This window comes from Streptomyces sp. NPDC026515 (assembly GCF_055567595.1).
Map to the genome: position 1 here is coordinate 30793 of NZ_JBVHQD010000024.1, position 15887 is coordinate 46679.

Below are 15887 nucleotides of genomic sequence, written 5' to 3' on the forward strand. Positions count from 1 at the left end.
GGTAGGGGCCCGGAATACCCACCCGGTCGGACGTGTTGTGCGGACGGCTCGTCCCGGAGCGGGGCGCCCCCCACGTCAGGAAGAGGGAAACACGCATGAGCAGCACCGTGGAACTCACCAAGGAGAACTTCGACCAGACGGTCAGCGAGAACGAGTTCGTTCTCATCGACTTCTGGGCGGCGTGGTGCGGCCCGTGCCGGATGTTCGCCCCGGTCTACGAGAAGGCCGCGCAGGCCAACCCGGATCTGGTCTTCGCCAAGGTCGACACCGAGGCACAGCCGGAGCTGGCCGCGGCCTTCAACATCCAGTCGATCCCGACCCTGATGATCGTCCGTGACCAGGTGGCCGTCTTCGCCCAGCCCGGCGCCCTCCCGGAGGCCGCTCTGACGGACGTCATCGGCCAGGCCCGCAAGCTGGACATGGACGAGGTGCGCAAGAGCGTCGCGGCGCAGCAGCAGGACAGCGCGCAGGCCGAGTGACGGCTTGACGCGGGGCCGGCACACCGTCGTCCGAGAAATACCCAATAACCGCAGTTAGACTCTCTAACTGCGGCTATTGGCTTTGGGATGTATGGAGAGCCGTCCATCTAGATCGGGCCCTGTTCTGGATCGGGCCCTGTTCTGGATCGGGCCCTGTTCGGGCCCGCTCGGCCTGGCTCGCCTCAGAAGGGGTACGGCGCCACGTCCCCGCGTACGGTCGTCCAGCGCACGTCCGTGAACGCGTCCAGGTTGGACTCGCCGCCGAACCTCGCCCCGGTGCCGGAAGCGGCGACCCCGCCGAAGGGGGCCACGGCCTCGTCGTTCACGGTCTGGTCGTTGATGTGGACGATGCCGGTCGGGATGCGCTCGGCGAGGTCCAGGCCGCGCGCCGCGTCCCGGGTGACGATGCCGAGGGACAGGCCGTAGGAGCTGTCGGCCGCGAGGGCGGCGGCCTCCTCGAGGTCGGCGAAGGATCGGACGGGCGCAACCGGCCCGAAGACCTCCTCGGCGTAGGCGGGCGTGCGGTCGCCGACGCCGGCGATGACGGTGGGCCGGTAGAAGAGGTCCTCATGGGTGCCGCCGGCGGCGAGTCTCGCGCCTTGGGCGGTGCTCGCCTCCACCAGGCCGTGGATCTTGGCGAGTTGAGCGTCGTCGATGATCGGACCGAGGTGGACCTGCGCGCGGTGCGGGTCACCGACGGCGAGGGAGTCGGCCTTGGCCGCGAGGCGTTCGACGTACTCCTCGGCCAGGGAGCTGTGGACCAGGTGCCGTCCGGTGGTCATGCAGATCTGGCCCTGGTGGAAGAAGGATCCCCACGCGGCGGTGGAGATCACCGCGTCGAGGTCGGCGTCCTCCAGGACGATCAGGGCGGAATTGCCGCCGAGTTCGAGGTGGGCACGCTTCAGGCGGCGGCCCGCGGCCTCGCCGACCGCGCGGCCGGCCGCCGTCGATCCGGTGAACGAGATCACCGGTATCAGCGGATCCTCGACCAGCGCCGCGCCGACGTCGGCGGCGCCGGGCAGCACCTGCAGCAGCCCTTCGGGCAGCCCGGCCTCGGCGAAGACGGCGGCGAGGGACAGCCCACCGCAGACGGCGGTGCGCGGATCCGGCTTCAGGACCACCCCGTTGCCCAGCGCGAGGGCGGGCGCCACCGACCGGATGGACAGGATCAGCGGCGCGTTGAACGGCGCGATCACCCCGACCGCACCGACCGGGACCCGGCGGGTGTAGGACAGCCGGGGGGCCTCGCTGGGCAGCACCTGGCCCGCAGGGCGGGAGGCGAGGGCGGCGGCCTCGTAGCACTCCTGGGCGGCGACATGCAGTTCGAAATCCGCCTTGCCGGGTACGGAGCCCGACTCGCGGACGATCCACTCGCGCAGTTCCTCGGCGTGCTCCGCGAACAGGTCGCCCGCACGGCGCAGGACTTGGGCCCGCACGAAGTGGGGTGCGCGGGCCCACTCGCGCTGCGCGGCCCGCGCGGCCGCGGCGGCCGGGGAGACGTCCGCGGGGGCGGCCAGGGTGACGGTGCCGAGCGTATCACCGGTGGCGGGCTCGGTGACGGCGTACTGGGGGCCGGACAGGGCGCTCGCCTGCCAGGTCTTCGGGTCGAGCAGCGACATGACGGCTCTCCGATCGATCACCGGGGTTGCACGGCCCACGGCGCCCGCGAGCCGTTTTGTTGAGCGCGCAACATCCTAGTCAGGGGGCCCGGAAAAGCACCGCCCCGACCAGGGTGAGGCATCAGCTGGACTCGCGCCGTACCACCGAGGCACCGAGCACCTCGTGCGTCTCCGGTGCGCCGCCCGGGTCGCGCACCACGCGGTCGACCAGTTCGGCGAGATCACGGCCGGAGGGCAGCTCGATGTGGACCGTGGAGAGCCGGGGCCGCAGCAGCCGGCCGAGCATCAGGTCGTCGGCGCCCACCACGGCGGTGTCCTCGGGGATGCGCACGCCCTCGTCCTGGAGGGCGCGCATGACCAGCATCGCGTACTCGTCGTTGTACGCGAACACCGAGTCGATCCCCAACTCCGTCCACCGGGCGGCGAGTCCGGCGGCCGACTCCTCCGTGTAGCCGAGGGACAGCTCGGTCACGGTGGCGTCGGTGCCGTACAGGGCCCGGCGGACGCCTTGGAGACGGGGCCTGGAGTAGGTCTCCAGACCCGCCTCCTCGGGGACGACCACACCGACGCGGCGCCGGCCGCGGGCGTACAGGTGGGCACCGGCGCAGCGGCCGACGGCTTCATGGTCCATCAGCAGGGCGTGCGCCCCGTCGACCCGCTCGGGGCCGAGCGTGACCACGGCGCGGGCACCGGCCCGCTTGAGGACGGCGACACTCTCGGTACCGAGTCCGGCGCCCGGGACCAGCACGGCCACCGGCCTCAACTCGGCCCAGGCGCGGGCGGCTTCGTCCCCGCGCAGGCCCGCGGTTCCGTACTGGACGACCGTGTAGTCGAGGCGACTGAGGGCCCACTGGAGGTCGGTGATGAACTGGCCGTACAGCGGGCCCATCGCGATGGCCGGGGCGGGCATCAGGACCATCCGGCTGTGACCGGCGCGCAGGCTGCGGGCGGCCGCGTGCGGGACGTACCCGAGCTCCTTCGCGGCCTCGTGGACCCGGCGGCGGGTGGGCTCGCTGATCCGTACGGCACTGGTGTTGTTGAGGACGTAGGAGACGGTCGCACGGGAGACGCCGGCCAGACTTGCCACATCTGCGCTCGTGGGGACCGAGCGCGGAGTCGGCGACGCTGCCGAGGGCGTATTCGGTATCTGCACCATGACGTACGGCATCTTGGCAGAGCGCCGGGGAGGCAGTTCCGGCGGGTCAAGGTGGTTCACCCTTGGAGCATTCGGGCCCGCGGGTCCCGCGCCACAGCGTCCGCCGCACCCAGGCCTCGACGAACATGTTCGTGTCGAACTTGTTCTTGACGAACATGTTCGTTACCGTGGGCGCATGCCAGCCACCCCCCGCTCCCGCCGCGAGCGTCCCGCCAAGCCCGCCCTGAGCAGACAGGGCATCGTCGGCGTCGCCGTCGAGATCCTGCGCACCGAGGGACTGCAGAAGGTCACCATGCGGCGCCTCGCCCAGGAACTCGACACGGGCCCGGCCTCGCTGTACGTCTACGTCCGCAACACCGCGGAGCTGCACGCGGCGGTCCTGGACGAGCTGCTCGGCACCCTGCCCCCGGCTCCGGCGGAAGGGGACTGGCGGCAGCGGCTGGAGCGGGTGCTCATCGCGTACACGCAGATGCTCCTGGAGCATCCGAGCCTCGCGCGCTCCGCGCTGACCGCCTGGCCGAGCGGCCCGCACTACCTGGACCTGATCGAGAACCTGCTGGGCCTGCTCGACGAGGGAGGAGTACCGCGCGAGCGGGCCGCCTGGGGTGTCGACCTGCTGCTGCAGCGCGCCACCGCGACCGCCGCCGAGCACGCGGGAGGGGAGTCCCGGGGGGACTGGGACGCGCTCGGCGACGCGCTCGGCAAGGTCTCGCAACGGACCCACCCGCACATCGCCGCCGCGTCCGGGCTGCTCCTGTCGGGGGCACCCGGGGACCGCGCCTCCTGGGCCTTCCAGGCCCTGATCAGCGGCATCGAACGTACCGCCGTACCCGAACCTCGCGACTAGGAGACCACCATGCCGACTCCCCACCACCCCATAGCCGTCATCGGCGCCGGTCTCGGCGGGCTCACCCTCGCCCGGGTGCTTCAGGTGCACGGCGTCGAGGCCGCCGTCTTCGACCTCGACGCCTCGGACGCCGCCCGCACCCAGGGCGGCATGCTCGACATCCACGACGACTCCGGCCAGGCGGCGCTGCGCGCGGCCGGACTGCACGAGCAGTTCCTCGCCCAGGTGCACGCCGGCGGCCAGTCGGTGCGGGTGCTGGACAAGGACGCCCGGGTCCGCCTCGAATCGCCCGACGACGGCACCGGCGGGCGGCCCGAGATCGACCGGGGCGACCTGCGCCGGCTGCTGGTCGGCTCGCTGGCCGAGGGCGTGATCCGCTGGGGCGCGAAGGTCACCGGCGCGCGTCCGCTCGGCGACGGCCGGCACGAGGTGTCCCTGGCGGACGGCGGCTCCTTCACGACCGATCTGCTGGTCGGCGCGGACGGCGCCTGGTCACGCGTGCGCGCGCTGCTCTCGGACGCCTCACCCGCGTACACCGGGGTCTCGTTCGTGGAGACGGACCTGCCGGACGCGGACGTACGGCATCCGGTCAGCGCCGAGGTGATCGGCGGCGGCATGCTGTTCGCGCTCGGCGCGGGCCGGGGCTTCCTCGCCCACCGGGAGAGCGACGGCAGTCTGCACGTGTACACGGCGGTCAAGGCGTCCGAGGAGTGGCTGGACGGGATCGACTTCACCGACACCGGGGCGGCCAAGCGGGCCGTCCTGGAGCGCTTCGACGGCTGGGACAAGAGCCTGCGGGCGCTGGTCGCCGACGCGGAGGGCGCCCTGGTGCCCCGACGGATCCACGCCCTGCCGGTCGGCCACCGCTGGGACCGGGTGCCCGGCGTCACCCTGCTCGGCGACGCGGCCCATCTGATGTCGCCGTTCGCCGGCGAGGGCGCCAATCTGGCGCTGATCGACGGCTGCGACCTGGGCCTCGCGCTGGTCGCGCACCCCGGCGACACCGAGGCCGCCCTGGCCGCCTACGAGGAGCGGATGTTCGCACGCGCCGAGACGTCGGCGGCCGAGTCGGCGGCGAGCGGGGACCTGCTGTTCCGGGCCGACGCCCCGCAGGGCCTGGTCGACATGTTCACCGCCCACGGGCCGGACGTCAGCGAGGCGACGCCGTCCGTGTGACGCGGGCGACCAGGTCGATCCAGCCGGCCTCCAGGCGCTCCATCGTCATCCCGCACTGCCTGGTCAGATGGTGGACCAGGGCCGGGTCGAGATAGGCCAGCAGCGTGTGGGCGAGCAGTTCGCAGTCGGCCTCCGGCTGGATCCGCCGCAGCAGCATCGTGACGTGCGTGCGCAGCGCCTGCATCGGGGGATTGGCGTAGCGCCGGGTGGGCTCGGGCTGGGCGGCCAGCTGGAGGTCGAGCTGCTCGGAGGCGCGGTACAGCACCGCGACGCCGAACGCGCGCAGCCGCTCGACCGGCGGGGCGCCGGGGCCAAGAGGCGGCGGGCCGCCCAGGAAGTCCGCCTGGAGCTGGCGCGAGGAGTGGTCGAGCAGCGCCATCAGCAGCCCGGTGCGGTCTCCGAAGCGGCGGAAGACCGTGCCCTTGCCCACCTCGGCCGCCGCGGCGACCGCCTCCATGGTGACGCCGGCCACGCCGTGCTCGGCGATCAGCCGGGCAGCGGCCTCCAGCAGCCGGGCGCGGTTGCGCGCCGCGTCGGCGCGCAGGCACAGCTCTTCGGGGGCCGGCCCCACCTCGAGCAACTGGGGCGCGTCGAAGGGCTCCTGGGGCTGCGGGAAGGGAGGCAGGACGCTGGACATGAAGACAGCGTAAAGCATAAGGAACAGAACTGGACCGCGGTCCGTTTGAGGTGTTAGAAATTAACCGGACCCCGGTCCGTATTCGTAACGGCAGTGTTTCACCCCCCTTGGAGTTCCCCCATGTCTGTCCGCATCCTTGCGCTCGTCGGCAGCCTTCGCGCCGGTTCGCACAACCGCCAGCTCGCCGAGGCGGCCGTCAAGCTCGCCCCCGAGGGTGCCGTGGTCGAGCTCTTCGAGGGCCTGGCCGACATCCCGTTCTACAACGAGGACATCGACGTCGCGGGCAACGTCCCGGCCGCCGCCGCGAAGCTGCGCGAGGCCGCTCAGGCCGCCGACGCGTTCCTGCTCTTCTCCCCCGAGTACAACGGCACCATCCCGGCCGTCCTGAAGAACGCCATCGACTGGCTGTCCCGCCCGTACGGCGCCAGCGGCTTCGGCGGCAAGCCGGTGGCCGTCATCGGCACCGCCTTCGGCCAGTACGGCGGCGTGTGGGCGCAGGACGAGGCCCGCAAGGCCGTGGGCATCGCCGGCGGCAAGGTGATCGAGGAAATCAAGCTGTCGATCCCCGGCTCGGTGACCCGCTTCGCGGAGACCCACCCGGCCGACGACACCGAGGTCGCCGCCCAGCTGACCGAGGTCGTCGCGCGTCTGCACGGCAACGTGGGCGTCGCCGCCTGAGGCACCACCCGGGTGACACAGGGGCCGGGGCCCGATGAGCCCCGGCCCCTCGGCGTCTCAGTCGATCGCGGCGAGCCGCTCGACGGCCGGGGCCACGAAGGTCTCCATCCACCCCGAGGTCTCCCCCAGGCGCGGGCCGACGATCACGGTGTCGAGGCCGAGCCCGGCGTACCCCTCGATGTCCCGGGTGAAGGCGTCCAGGTCTCCGTCGGTGGCCGCGTCCCCGGTGTAGGCGATGGTCTTGCGGATGGTCTCGTAGTCGCGCCCGACGGTGTCGCAGTGCCCGCGCAGCACCTCCAGCTTGTGCCGCAGCTCCTCCGGCGAGGAGGGGATCAGGTTGCAGGCGTCCGCGTACTGGGCGACCAGACGCAGGGTCTTCTTCTCTCCCCCGCCGCCGATCATGATCTCCGGGTGCGGCGAGCTGACCGGCGCCGGAACACAGAGCGTCTCGGCGAGCCGGTAGTGCTTGCCCTCGAAGGGCCCGTCGTCCTTGGGGTCCCACATCTGCAGGCAGATCCTCAGGGTCTCCTCCAGCCGCTCGAAGCGCTCCGCGAGCGGCGGGTACGGCACGCCGAGACCATGGTGCTCACGGTCGTACCAGGCGGCCCCGATGCCCAGCGTGGCCCGGCCGCCGGACACCACGTCCAGGGTCGTGGCGATCTTGGCGAGAAGTCCGGGGTGACGGTAGGTCACTCCGGTCACCAGGGCGCCCAGCTGGACGGTGGAGGTACGGCCGGCGAGGAAGCCGAGGGTGGTGTAGGCCTCCAGCATGGCGTCCTCGGCGCCGCCGTTGAACTCCATCTGGAAGTAGTGGTCCATCACCGAGACCCAGCTGACGCCCGCCGCCTCGGCCGCGGCACCGGCGGCGGCGAGTTCGGCGCCCAGTGCGGGGCTGCCGCCAGGATGGTTGAACCGGTTGATGTGCACGCCCACGCGCATGGCCGTTCTCCGTTCCGCCCGGATCGTGTGCTGTCCGTCCGACGCTAGAACTTCGAGCGCTCTCGAAGTCAAGGCGGTGGCCGGGACGGCGGCCCCGGGCCCCGACGGGGCGCGCGGATCACGGTACTGCGAGCAGTTCCGTTCACCACCGCCGCGAGGAGCCGCCATGACCTCCCCGCCGCCCCCGTTCGACCCCGAACTCTCCGCCACCCTGGAGCTGATCAGGGAGTCACCCCGGACGACATCGCCACCGTCCGGCAGAGCGCGGGGACCCGGCTGCTCGCCGAGGTGGACCTGCCCATGGACGGCGCGTTCGAGGCGGCGGACCGCGCGGTGCCCGGCCCGGCGGGCGACCCCGGGATCTCCCCGCTGATCTGCCGGCCCACCGCGCCCGCGGTGTCCGCGCCACTGCCGGTGGTCTACCACGTGCACGGCGGCGGCATGGTGAACGGCGGCAACCGGTTGGGCGTCGACGTCCCGCCGGCCTGGGCGGAGGAACTGGGCGCGGTGGTGGTGTCGGTCGAGTACCGGCTGGCGCCCGAGCATCCGCATCCGCATCCGGCGCCGGTCGAGGACGTGTACACCGGGCTGCTGTGGACGGCGGAGCACGCGCGGGAGATCGGCGACGACCCCGAGCGGATCGTGATCGCGGCGCCGGCCCCTCTCCTGATGAACCGTGAGGGCGGTCTGTGATCGGCCAGATGCTGATGTGCCCGATGCTGGACGACCGCAACGACACCCCGTCCGGCCATCAGATGAAGGGCCTCGGCGTCTGGGACCGCACGGCCAACGAGACCGGCTGGACCGCGCTCCTCGGCCAGGGCCCGCGGCGGCCCCGACGAGACCTTCCGCGACGAGACCGTCGCCTACGCCTCCCGCATCTGGCAGTCGGGCGGCACCGCCGAACTCCACGTCTGGCCCGGCGGCTTCCACGGTTTCGACGGCTTCGCCCCGCAGGCCGCCCTGTCCCGGTCGGCAAGAGCGGCCCACCTGAACTGCCTACGGCGCCTGCCGGGGGGCTGAGCACGCCGGGGGGAGGTCGGCGTGCATCACTCCACGTTCCAGGACCGGTTGACGCACGCTGAGCATCTGCTGGGCCGGTCGGTGCGCACCCCGCAGGTCCGACTTCGGCTCCAACTGGCGCTCATGATGCAGCAGCTGCCGGAAGATCAGCAGATGTGACCAGTGAGCGGGCGTAATCAGTGGACCTGATCAGTGGACGTGTTCAGTAGACGTCACGCACGTAACGCCGGTCCGCGGCGAGCTGTTTGACGTATGCGGTCGCCTCGGCCTCGCTCAGTCCGCCGTGCAGGGCGGCGATGTCCTTGAGGGCGCGGTCGACGTCCTTGGCCATCCGGGAGGCGTCACCGCAGACGTAGAAGTGGGCGCCGTCCTGGAGCCAGGACCACAGCAGCGGGCCGTGTTCACGCATCCGGTCCTGGACGTAGACCTTGGCCCGCTGGTCGCGGGAGAAGGCGGTGTCGAGGCGGCTCAGGGTCCCGCCGGTGAGCAGGTCGGTCAGCTCCTGCTCGTAGTAGAAGTCGGTGGCCCGGTGCTGTTCGCCGAAGAACAGCCAGTTGGGGGCGCGATGGCCGCGAGCGCGGCGCTCCTCCAGGAAGCCGACGAACGGCGCCACGCCGGTGCCGGGGCCGACCATCACCATGGGCGTCGCCGGGTCGGCGGGCGGGCGGAAGTGCGGGGAGCGCCGGACGTGCACCGGGACGGGCGTGCCCGGTCCGGCGTCCGCGAGGAACGGGGAGCAGACGCCCTGCCGGGGCCTGCCGTGCAGGTTCTCGTAACGTACGACGGAGACGGTGGTGGAGACCAGGTCGGGGTCGGTGAGCGGGCTGGACGATATCGAGTACAGGCGCGGTTGCAGCCTGCCGAGGACGCCCGCCCACTCCCCGGCGTCGGCACGGATCCCGAACTCGGCGGCGACGTCGACCGCCTGGCGTCCCCAGCACCACTTGGCCAGCTCGTCCTTGTTGTCGGGGCGCAGCAGCTTGCGCAGTTCGCGCGGGTCGCGGGTGCGTTCGGTGGCGAAACGGAGCAGGTCCGGGGTGATCCGGGTGATGTCGAGGTACCGGGAGAGGGCTTCGGCCAGGGGTACTTCCCCGACCCCGTCGACGGGCACGCCGGTCGTCCCGTCGAGACCGGTCACGGTCAGCCATTCCGCCACCAGGCCGGGGGAGTTGAGGGGGTGGACCGCGAGCGCGTCGCCCGCCTCGTAGACCAGCGGGGTCCGGCTGTCGCGGGTGTCGAAGCTGAACCGGCGGACCTCCTTGCCGGCACCGGGCAGGCTGAGCAGCCGGTTGCCGACCAGCCGGGCGGTGGTGGGGGCGGGCCGCCGGGACCTGGCCGGCGCGGCAGCGGGCACGGGAGCCGCCACTGAGGCGATCGCGGCAGCCGGCCCAAAGGCGGCCGCGGCCTCGTCCTCGAGAGCCGTGAGCACCTGGTCCAGCCAGGCCTGCGCCTGCGTCTCGTAGTCCGGTTCGCAGTCGGTGCGCGGGGCGAGCCGGACCGCGCCGAGTTCGTCCATACGGCCGTCCAGGCGCCGCCCGTGGCCGCAGAAGTCGGCGTACTGGGAGTCCCCGAAGGCCAGTACGGCGTACCGGCGGCCGGTGAGGCCTCCGGGGTCGAGGCCGGCGAGGCCGTCCCAGAAGCCGGTGCCGTTGTCGGGGGCGTCGCCGTCGCCGAAGGTGCTGGTGATCAGCAGCAGGTCGGCGCCGACGGGGAGGTCGGCCGGGTCGGTCTGGTCCATGGCGACCAGGGAGGCCGGGTGGCCGCTCGCGGCGAGGCGTTCGGCGGTGGTGGCGGCGAAGTCCTCGGCGTTGCCGGTCTGCGAGGCCCACAGGATGACGACCTGGCGGCTCGTCGCCGGTTCGGCGGCCGTCACCGTGGTCGTGGCGGACCGGGAGTACATGCCGGCGAGGGTGCCGTTGACCCACAGGGCGTGGTCGGGGCTGAACGGCGCGTCCGGCGGCAGGACGGGGACGCCGGGGGCACCGGCCGGGATGCCGGCGAGGAAGCCGATCAGGTACTGCCGTTCGGACGCGGTGAGGGCCGGCGGCGGGGCGGGGTCGAGACCGAAGGCGGCGGCGGAGGGCGGCACGCCGGTGGGCGCGGCGACGACGGCCGGCGTCTCCTCGAATCCGGGCACCCGCACGCTCACCGGGGTGGACACCTTGGTCAGCGACACCGCGCACACCTTCAGCTCGGGCTGGAAGGACAGCGGGTCGACCGCGTCGCCGGTCACCGCGTTGACGCTGAGGTACTCGCCGAACAGGTCGTTCCAGTGGAAGGGCGCGAAGCAGGAGCCGGGCAGCACCCGGTCGGTGACGACGGCCGGCAGCACCGCCCGGCCGCGCCGGGAGGCGACCTCGACGGAGTCGCCGTCGGCGAGGCCGAGCGCGGCGGCGTCCTCGGGGTGGACCTCGACGAACGGACCGGGGTTCAGCCTGTTGAGCCTGGCGACCTTCGCGGTCTTGGTGAGGGTGTGCCACTGGTGCTGGAGGCGGCCGGTGTTGAGGACGAACGGGTAGTCGTCGTCGGGCATCTCGGCGGGGTCCAGATGCGGCCGGGCGTGGAAGACGGCGCGGCCGGAGGGCGTGGCGAAGGCGAGGGTGCCGTCGGGGCCGACGTACCGGACCGGGTTGCGGTCGGGACCGTCGGCGGCGGCCGCGGGCCACTGCACCGGCGTGGCCCGCAGCCGGTCGTAGCTGACTCCGCGCAGGTCGTAGCCGGTCGCCGGGTTGTGGAAGCGTTTGATCTCCTCGAAGATCTGCTCCGCGCTGTCGTAGCGGAAGCCGTCCCCGAAGCCCATCGCGCGGGCGACCGCGGCGATCAGCTGCCAGTCGGCGGTGGCCTCGCCGGGCGGGTCGGCGGCGGGACGGGCGAGGGTGAGGTTGCGCTCGCTGTTGATCAGGACACCTTCGGCCTCGGTCCACAGGGCGGCGGGCAGGACGACGTCGGCGTAGGCGTTGGTCTCGGTGTCGGTGAAGACGTCCTGGGTGACGACGAACTCGGCGGCCTCCAGGCCCTCGATGACGGTCCGCCGGTTGCCGACGGAGGCGACCGGGTTGGTGCAGATGATCCAGCAGGCCTTGATCTCGCCGTCGGCCATCTTCCGGAACATCTCGACCGTGCCCTTGCCGACGCCGTCGGCGCGGATCGTGCCGGGCTCCAGTCCCCACACGTCCTCGACGAAGGCGCGGTCGGCGTCCACCAGGACCGACCGCTGGCCGGGCAGCCCGGGGCCCATGTACCCCATCTCGCGGCCGCCCATGGCGTTGGGCTGGCCGGTGAGGGAGAACGGCCCGCTGCCGGGGCGGCAGATCCTGCCGGTGGCCAGGTGCAGGTTGACCAGGGCGTTGGTGTTCCAGGTGCCGTGGGTGGACTGGTTGAGGCCCATGGTCCAGCAGCTGGTCCACTCCCCCGCCTCACCGATCAGCCGCGCGGCCGCGCGCAGGTCGGCCTCGGGGACGCCGGTGATCGCGGCGACGGCGGCGGGCGGGTAGCCGGCCAGGAAGTCGGGCATCGCCTCCCAGCCTTCGGTGTGGGCGGCGATGAACCCGGGATCGGTGTGCCCGTTCTCGTGCAACAGGTGGAGCAGGCCGTTGAGCAGGGCGAGGTCGGTGCCCTGCTTGACCTGGAGGAAGAGGTCGGCCTTCGCGGCGGTGGCGGTACGGCGCGGGTCGACGACGATCAGCTTCGCGCCCGCCTTCACCCGGTCCATCAGGCGCAGGAAGAGGATGGGGTGGCAGTCGGCCATGTTGGCGCCGATGACCAGGAAGACGTCGGCGCGGTCGAGGTCCTCGTAGGAGCCGGGCGGGCCGTCGGCGCCGAGGGAGAGCTTGTAGCCGGTGGCCGCGCTGGCCATGCACAGCCGGGAGTTGGACTCGATGTTGTTGGTGCGCACAAAGCCCTTGGTGAGCTTGTTCGCCAGGTACTGGGCCTCCAGGCTCAGCTGGCCGGAGACGTAGAGGGCGACCGCGTCGGGGCCGTGCTCGTCGACGACCGCGCGCAGCCGTCGCGCGGTCTCGGCGACCGCCGTGTCCACGGCCGTGGGGACGGCCTCCTCGCCCCGGGCCGGCCGCAGCAGGGCGGTGGTCAGCCGGCCGGGCGCGGCGAGCAGGTCGGCGGTGGTGGCACCCTTGGTGCACAGCCGCCCGAAGTTCGCCGGGTGCTCCTTGTCGCCGGAGGCATTGAGGACGGTACGTCGGCCGTCCGGGCCGCTGCCGATGTCCAGGACCAGGCCGCAGCCGACCCCGCAGTACGAGCAGACCGTCCGCACCGTGCCGGTGTCGGTACTGCGCGAGTCCGGCGCGGCCACGGTCACCCCCCTGTTCCTGCTGGTCGGCTTCTGTTCTCCGGCCCCCGACCGTAGGCACCGGTGATTACGCCGGCGTCACCGCTCCTGATCAACGGGGGTTAAGGCCGCCGCACAGACCGGCACCCGGCGATGTGAGCAGGCGGGTATTATTTGTCATGGTATGCCCCGGAATGCGCGGTACCGGGGCCTGGTGGAGGATGGGGGCGGCCGTGGGCGGGGGCAGGCGAGGAGGACCGGGTGGACAGGGACACCTCCTCGCGACGACCGGCCTCCTCGGGCGCACCGGCGGTGGACATCGGCTACATCGATCTGCTGCGCGGCATCGTCGAGGGCGCGGCCGTCGGTTTCGCGGTCCTCGACACCGACCTGCGCTACCTGTACGTCAACCCGCACATGGCCCGGATGACGGGGCTGCCCGCCGCCGCGTACGTCGGGCACACCCTGCACGAGGTGCTGCCGCACATCCAGCGGCCGGAGGCGGTGCTGCGGGACGTCCTGCACGACGGACGGCCGCGCGAGACCATCGTCGCCGGGCGGACCTGGGTGGACTCGCCGTACCAGGTCCGGGAGTGGCGGTGCGTGTACCACCGGATGGTGGACAGCAGCGGCAAGGTGGTGGGCGTCGCCGGAGTCGGCCTGGAGATCAGTGAGCCGCAGCAGTACCTGTACGAGCTGGAGCGGGCCCATCGGCGCCTCGCGCTGCTCGACGCGGCCGCGTCCCGGATCGGTACCGGCACCGATGTCGCCGGGACCTGCCGGGAGCTGGCGGAGTTCGTGGTGCCGGAGCTGGCGGACGCCGCCGGGGTGGAGCTCGTGCCGCCGGACACGGCCACGGGGCGGCGGGCGCCCGTCCGGCTCGCCGCGTACGCCACCAGGCCCGATCTGGTCACCGGGCTCGCGGCCCTCGACGCGCGCGGTGAGCTGGTCGGCTGGCCGCGTGGCATCGGCACCCGGCGCAACCTGGCGGCGGGCCGGGTGCTGCGGCGCAACGCGATCACCGCGGCGCAGTGGCGGGCACTGATCCCGAGCTGGCCGCCGGCCCGTGCGTGCCTGACCGCCGGTGTCCACTCGGTGCTCCTGTCGCCGCTGGTCTCGGAGGGCCGGTACCTCGGCAGTCTGCAGCTGGCCCGGGCCGGCGACTCCGCGCCGTTCTCGAACGAGGACGCCACGGTGGCCCGCGAACTCGCCGACCGGGCCGCGCGCGCCCTGGACCGGGCGGTCCGCTTCGAGCGCGAGCACACCATGGCGCTGGAGTTGCAGCGGGCGCTGCTGGCCGAGCCGGGCCAGTTGCAGCAGCACGCCGGTGTGGAGACCACCGGGCGGTACCGTCCCGCCGACGACGGCTCGCTGATCGGCGGCGACTGGTACGACGTCGTAGCTCTGCCGGACGGCCGTACGATGCTGGTCATCGGGGACGTGATGGGGCACGGCGTGGACGCGGCGGTGGCCATGAGCCACTACCGTTCGACGCTCCGTGCCCTGGCCCGCGCGGGACTCTCCCCGGGCCGGATCCTGGAGCACGCGGACCGGATGGTCTCGGACTCCGGTTTCGAGCGGGTGGCCACCTGCTTCCTCGCGCTGAGCGACGTGGACGTCGCCACCCTCACCTATGCCAGCGCCGGGCATCTGCCCCCGGTCTGGCTGAACCCCGAGGGCGGGATCGAGCTGGTGCCGGTGCCGGTCGGCCCGCCGCTGGGCAGCGGGCTCGGCTGTTACGAACAGCGCGTCACCCCGGAACGCGGGGGTGTGCTGCTCCTGTACACCGACGGGCTGGTGGAGCGGCGCGGTGAGGACATCGACCGGGGCCTGGCCCGTCTGACGGGTCTGTCGCTGTCCCCCGCCGACCCGCTGGACAAGATCGTCGACACCGTCCTCGAGCGCCTGGCCACCGGCTCCGAGGACGACATCGCGCTGCTCGCGGCCCGTGCCGTACGGCCGAGACGTGCGGCTCAGCCGTAGGTGATCACCATGCGGAAGCGCGCGGCCCCGTCCATCATCTTCTGGTAGGCCGCGCCCGCCTCCTCCAGCGGTACGGTCTCGATCGTCGGACGGATCCCGTGCAGGGCGCTGAACTCCATGGTGTCCTGCACGTCCTGGGCGGTGCCGGACGGGTGGCCGCGGATCTCCCGGGCCTTCGTGAGCAGCTGGAGCGGGCTGGTCCCGAGGGGCTCGGGGTCGATGCCGATCACCACCAGCTCGCCCCTGGGTCCCAGGCCGTCCACGGCCGCCGAGATCGCCTGGGAGTTGCCCGCGGTGGCGAGCACCGCCTTGGCGCCGCCGAGCGACTGGAGGGCCTCCGCGACGGGTGTCGAGGTCGTGGAGTCGATGTAGTGGTGGGCGCCGAGCTGTTTGGCGAAGTCGGCCTTCTCGGCGCCGCGGGCGATGGCCACCGTCTCGAAGCCCATGGCCACCGCGTACTTCACTCCGAGGTGGCCGAGTCCGCCGAGGCCGACGACGGCGACCAGGTCGCCGGGCTCGGCCGGGCTGCGCCTGAGCCCGTTGAAGGTGGTCACGCCCGCGCAGCCGAGCGGCGCGGCGTCGGCGGCGGTCAGTCCGTCGGGGATGCGGGCCAGGGCGTCGACCGGGGCGATGACCGTCTCGCCGAAGCCGCCGTCGTACGCCCAGCCGGGTACCTGGAGGTTCTCGCAGACGATGAAGTCTCCCTGCCGGCAGGGCTTGCAGTGACCGCAGCTGCCGCCGAACCAGCCGACGCCGACCCGGTCACCGATCTGCCAGCCCCAGTCCTCGATGCCCTCGCCGATCTCCTCGATCCGTCCGGCGATCTCGTGTCCGGGCACCACGGGGAACGTGACGCCGGGCAGCCCGGCGGTCACGAAGAAGCTGTCGCTGCGGCAGACTCCGCAGGCCTCCACGGCGATCCGCACGTGCCGGGGACCCGGCCGGGGCACCTCACGCTCGACGACCTCGAACGGTCCGCCCGCGGCGGTCACCTGCGCGACTCGGTAGGTACTCATGCGTCTCTCCCGGAACCGGTACGACGGGAACGGCCGAAACCCCCTCCCC

At 72.6% G+C, this 15887-nt stretch carries 11 protein-coding genes and 2 pseudogenes; 7 read left to right on the forward strand and 6 right to left on the reverse strand.

All coding sequences use genetic code 11. The features are described 5' to 3' along the window. The first annotated feature begins 95 nt into the window (after positions 1 to 95). Positions 96 to 479: a thioredoxin gene (gene trxA, locus ACZ4O3_RS36735; protein WP_467726510.1), complete on the forward strand. Its 384-nt coding sequence runs from the start codon at positions 96 to 98 to the stop codon at positions 477 to 479. Between the two features lie 182 nt (positions 480 to 661). Here the strand turns inward: trxA and ACZ4O3_RS36740 are convergent, their stop codons facing one another. Both ACZ4O3_RS36740 and ACZ4O3_RS36745 read right to left on the reverse strand, forming a co-directional pair. Then, positions 662 to 2098 (reverse strand): aldehyde dehydrogenase family protein, encoded by a 1437-nt coding sequence (locus tag ACZ4O3_RS36740; RefSeq protein WP_362717937.1) that lies wholly within the window; start codon positions 2096 to 2098, stop codon positions 662 to 664. 121 nt (positions 2099 to 2219) lie between these two features. Beyond that, positions 2220 to 3266: a LacI family DNA-binding transcriptional regulator gene (locus tag ACZ4O3_RS36745; RefSeq protein ID WP_467726588.1), complete on the reverse strand. Its 1047-nt coding sequence runs from the start codon at positions 3264 to 3266 to the stop codon at positions 2220 to 2222. Between the two features lie 163 nt (positions 3267 to 3429). Here ACZ4O3_RS36745 and ACZ4O3_RS36750 point away from each other — a divergent pair, with 163 nt between their 5' ends. Both ACZ4O3_RS36750 and ACZ4O3_RS36755 read left to right on the forward strand, forming a co-directional pair. Continuing rightward, entirely contained in the window at positions 3430 to 4101 is a 672-nt protein-coding gene (locus ACZ4O3_RS36750; RefSeq protein ID WP_362717941.1) for a TetR/AcrR family transcriptional regulator, read from the forward strand. A 9-nt stretch (positions 4102 to 4110) separates the two neighbouring features. Further along, positions 4111 to 5277 carry an FAD-dependent oxidoreductase gene (locus tag ACZ4O3_RS36755; RefSeq protein WP_467726511.1) on the forward strand — a complete coding sequence of 389 codons (1167 nt, stop codon included), beginning with the start codon at positions 4111 to 4113 and terminating at the stop codon, positions 5275 to 5277. Here the strand turns inward: ACZ4O3_RS36755 and ACZ4O3_RS36760 are convergent. Next, a complete protein-coding gene (locus tag ACZ4O3_RS36760; protein WP_362717947.1) occupies positions 5252 to 5932 on the reverse strand; it encodes a TetR/AcrR family transcriptional regulator in 681 nt (226 codons plus the stop codon). The two genes, ACZ4O3_RS36755 and ACZ4O3_RS36760, sit on opposite strands and share 26 nt — an antisense overlap. Positions 5933 to 6034: 102 nt before the next feature. Here ACZ4O3_RS36760 and ACZ4O3_RS36765 point away from each other — a divergent pair, with 102 nt between their 5' ends. Further along, positions 6035 to 6592, forward strand: coding sequence for an NADPH-dependent FMN reductase (locus tag ACZ4O3_RS36765; protein ID WP_362717950.1), 558 nt, complete (start codon positions 6035 to 6037; stop codon positions 6590 to 6592). A 57-nt stretch (positions 6593 to 6649) separates the two neighbouring features. On the opposite strand, the gene ACZ4O3_RS36770 is transcribed toward ACZ4O3_RS36765, so the two are convergent. Next, the gene (locus ACZ4O3_RS36770) at positions 6650 to 7531 is read right to left on the reverse strand and encodes an LLM class F420-dependent oxidoreductase (RefSeq protein WP_467726513.1); all 882 of its coding nucleotides are present in this window, start codon (positions 7529 to 7531) and stop codon (positions 6650 to 6652) included. Positions 7532 to 7697: 166 nt separating this feature from the next. Between ACZ4O3_RS36770 and ACZ4O3_RS36775 the strand changes: the two are divergent. After that, positions 7698 to 8554: pseudogene (locus tag ACZ4O3_RS36775) on the forward strand (alpha/beta hydrolase). Positions 8555 to 8566: 12 nt separating this feature from the next. After that, a pseudogene (locus tag ACZ4O3_RS36780) lies at positions 8567 to 8713 on the forward strand (helix-turn-helix domain-containing protein); the annotation flags it as partial. Positions 8714 to 8756: 43 nt separating this feature from the next. Here the strand turns inward: ACZ4O3_RS36780 and ACZ4O3_RS36785 are convergent. Beyond that, positions 8757 to 12863 carry a molybdopterin-dependent oxidoreductase gene (locus ACZ4O3_RS36785; RefSeq protein WP_467726590.1) on the reverse strand — a complete coding sequence of 1369 codons (4107 nt, stop codon included), beginning with the start codon at positions 12861 to 12863 and terminating at the stop codon, positions 8757 to 8759. Positions 12864 to 13100: 237 nt separating this feature from the next. On the opposite strand from ACZ4O3_RS36785, the gene ACZ4O3_RS36790 reads away from it, so the two are divergent. Further along, on the forward strand, positions 13101 to 14822 hold the full coding sequence (locus tag ACZ4O3_RS36790; protein WP_467726514.1) for a SpoIIE family protein phosphatase: 1722 nt from the start codon (positions 13101 to 13103) through the stop codon (positions 14820 to 14822). On the opposite strand, the gene ACZ4O3_RS36795 is transcribed toward ACZ4O3_RS36790, so the two are convergent. Further along, positions 14813 to 15838: an alcohol dehydrogenase gene (locus ACZ4O3_RS36795; protein WP_467726515.1), complete on the reverse strand. Its 1026-nt coding sequence runs from the start codon at positions 15836 to 15838 to the stop codon at positions 14813 to 14815. The genes ACZ4O3_RS36790 and ACZ4O3_RS36795 overlap by 10 nt on opposite strands. Positions 15839 to 15887 lie beyond the last annotated feature (49 nt).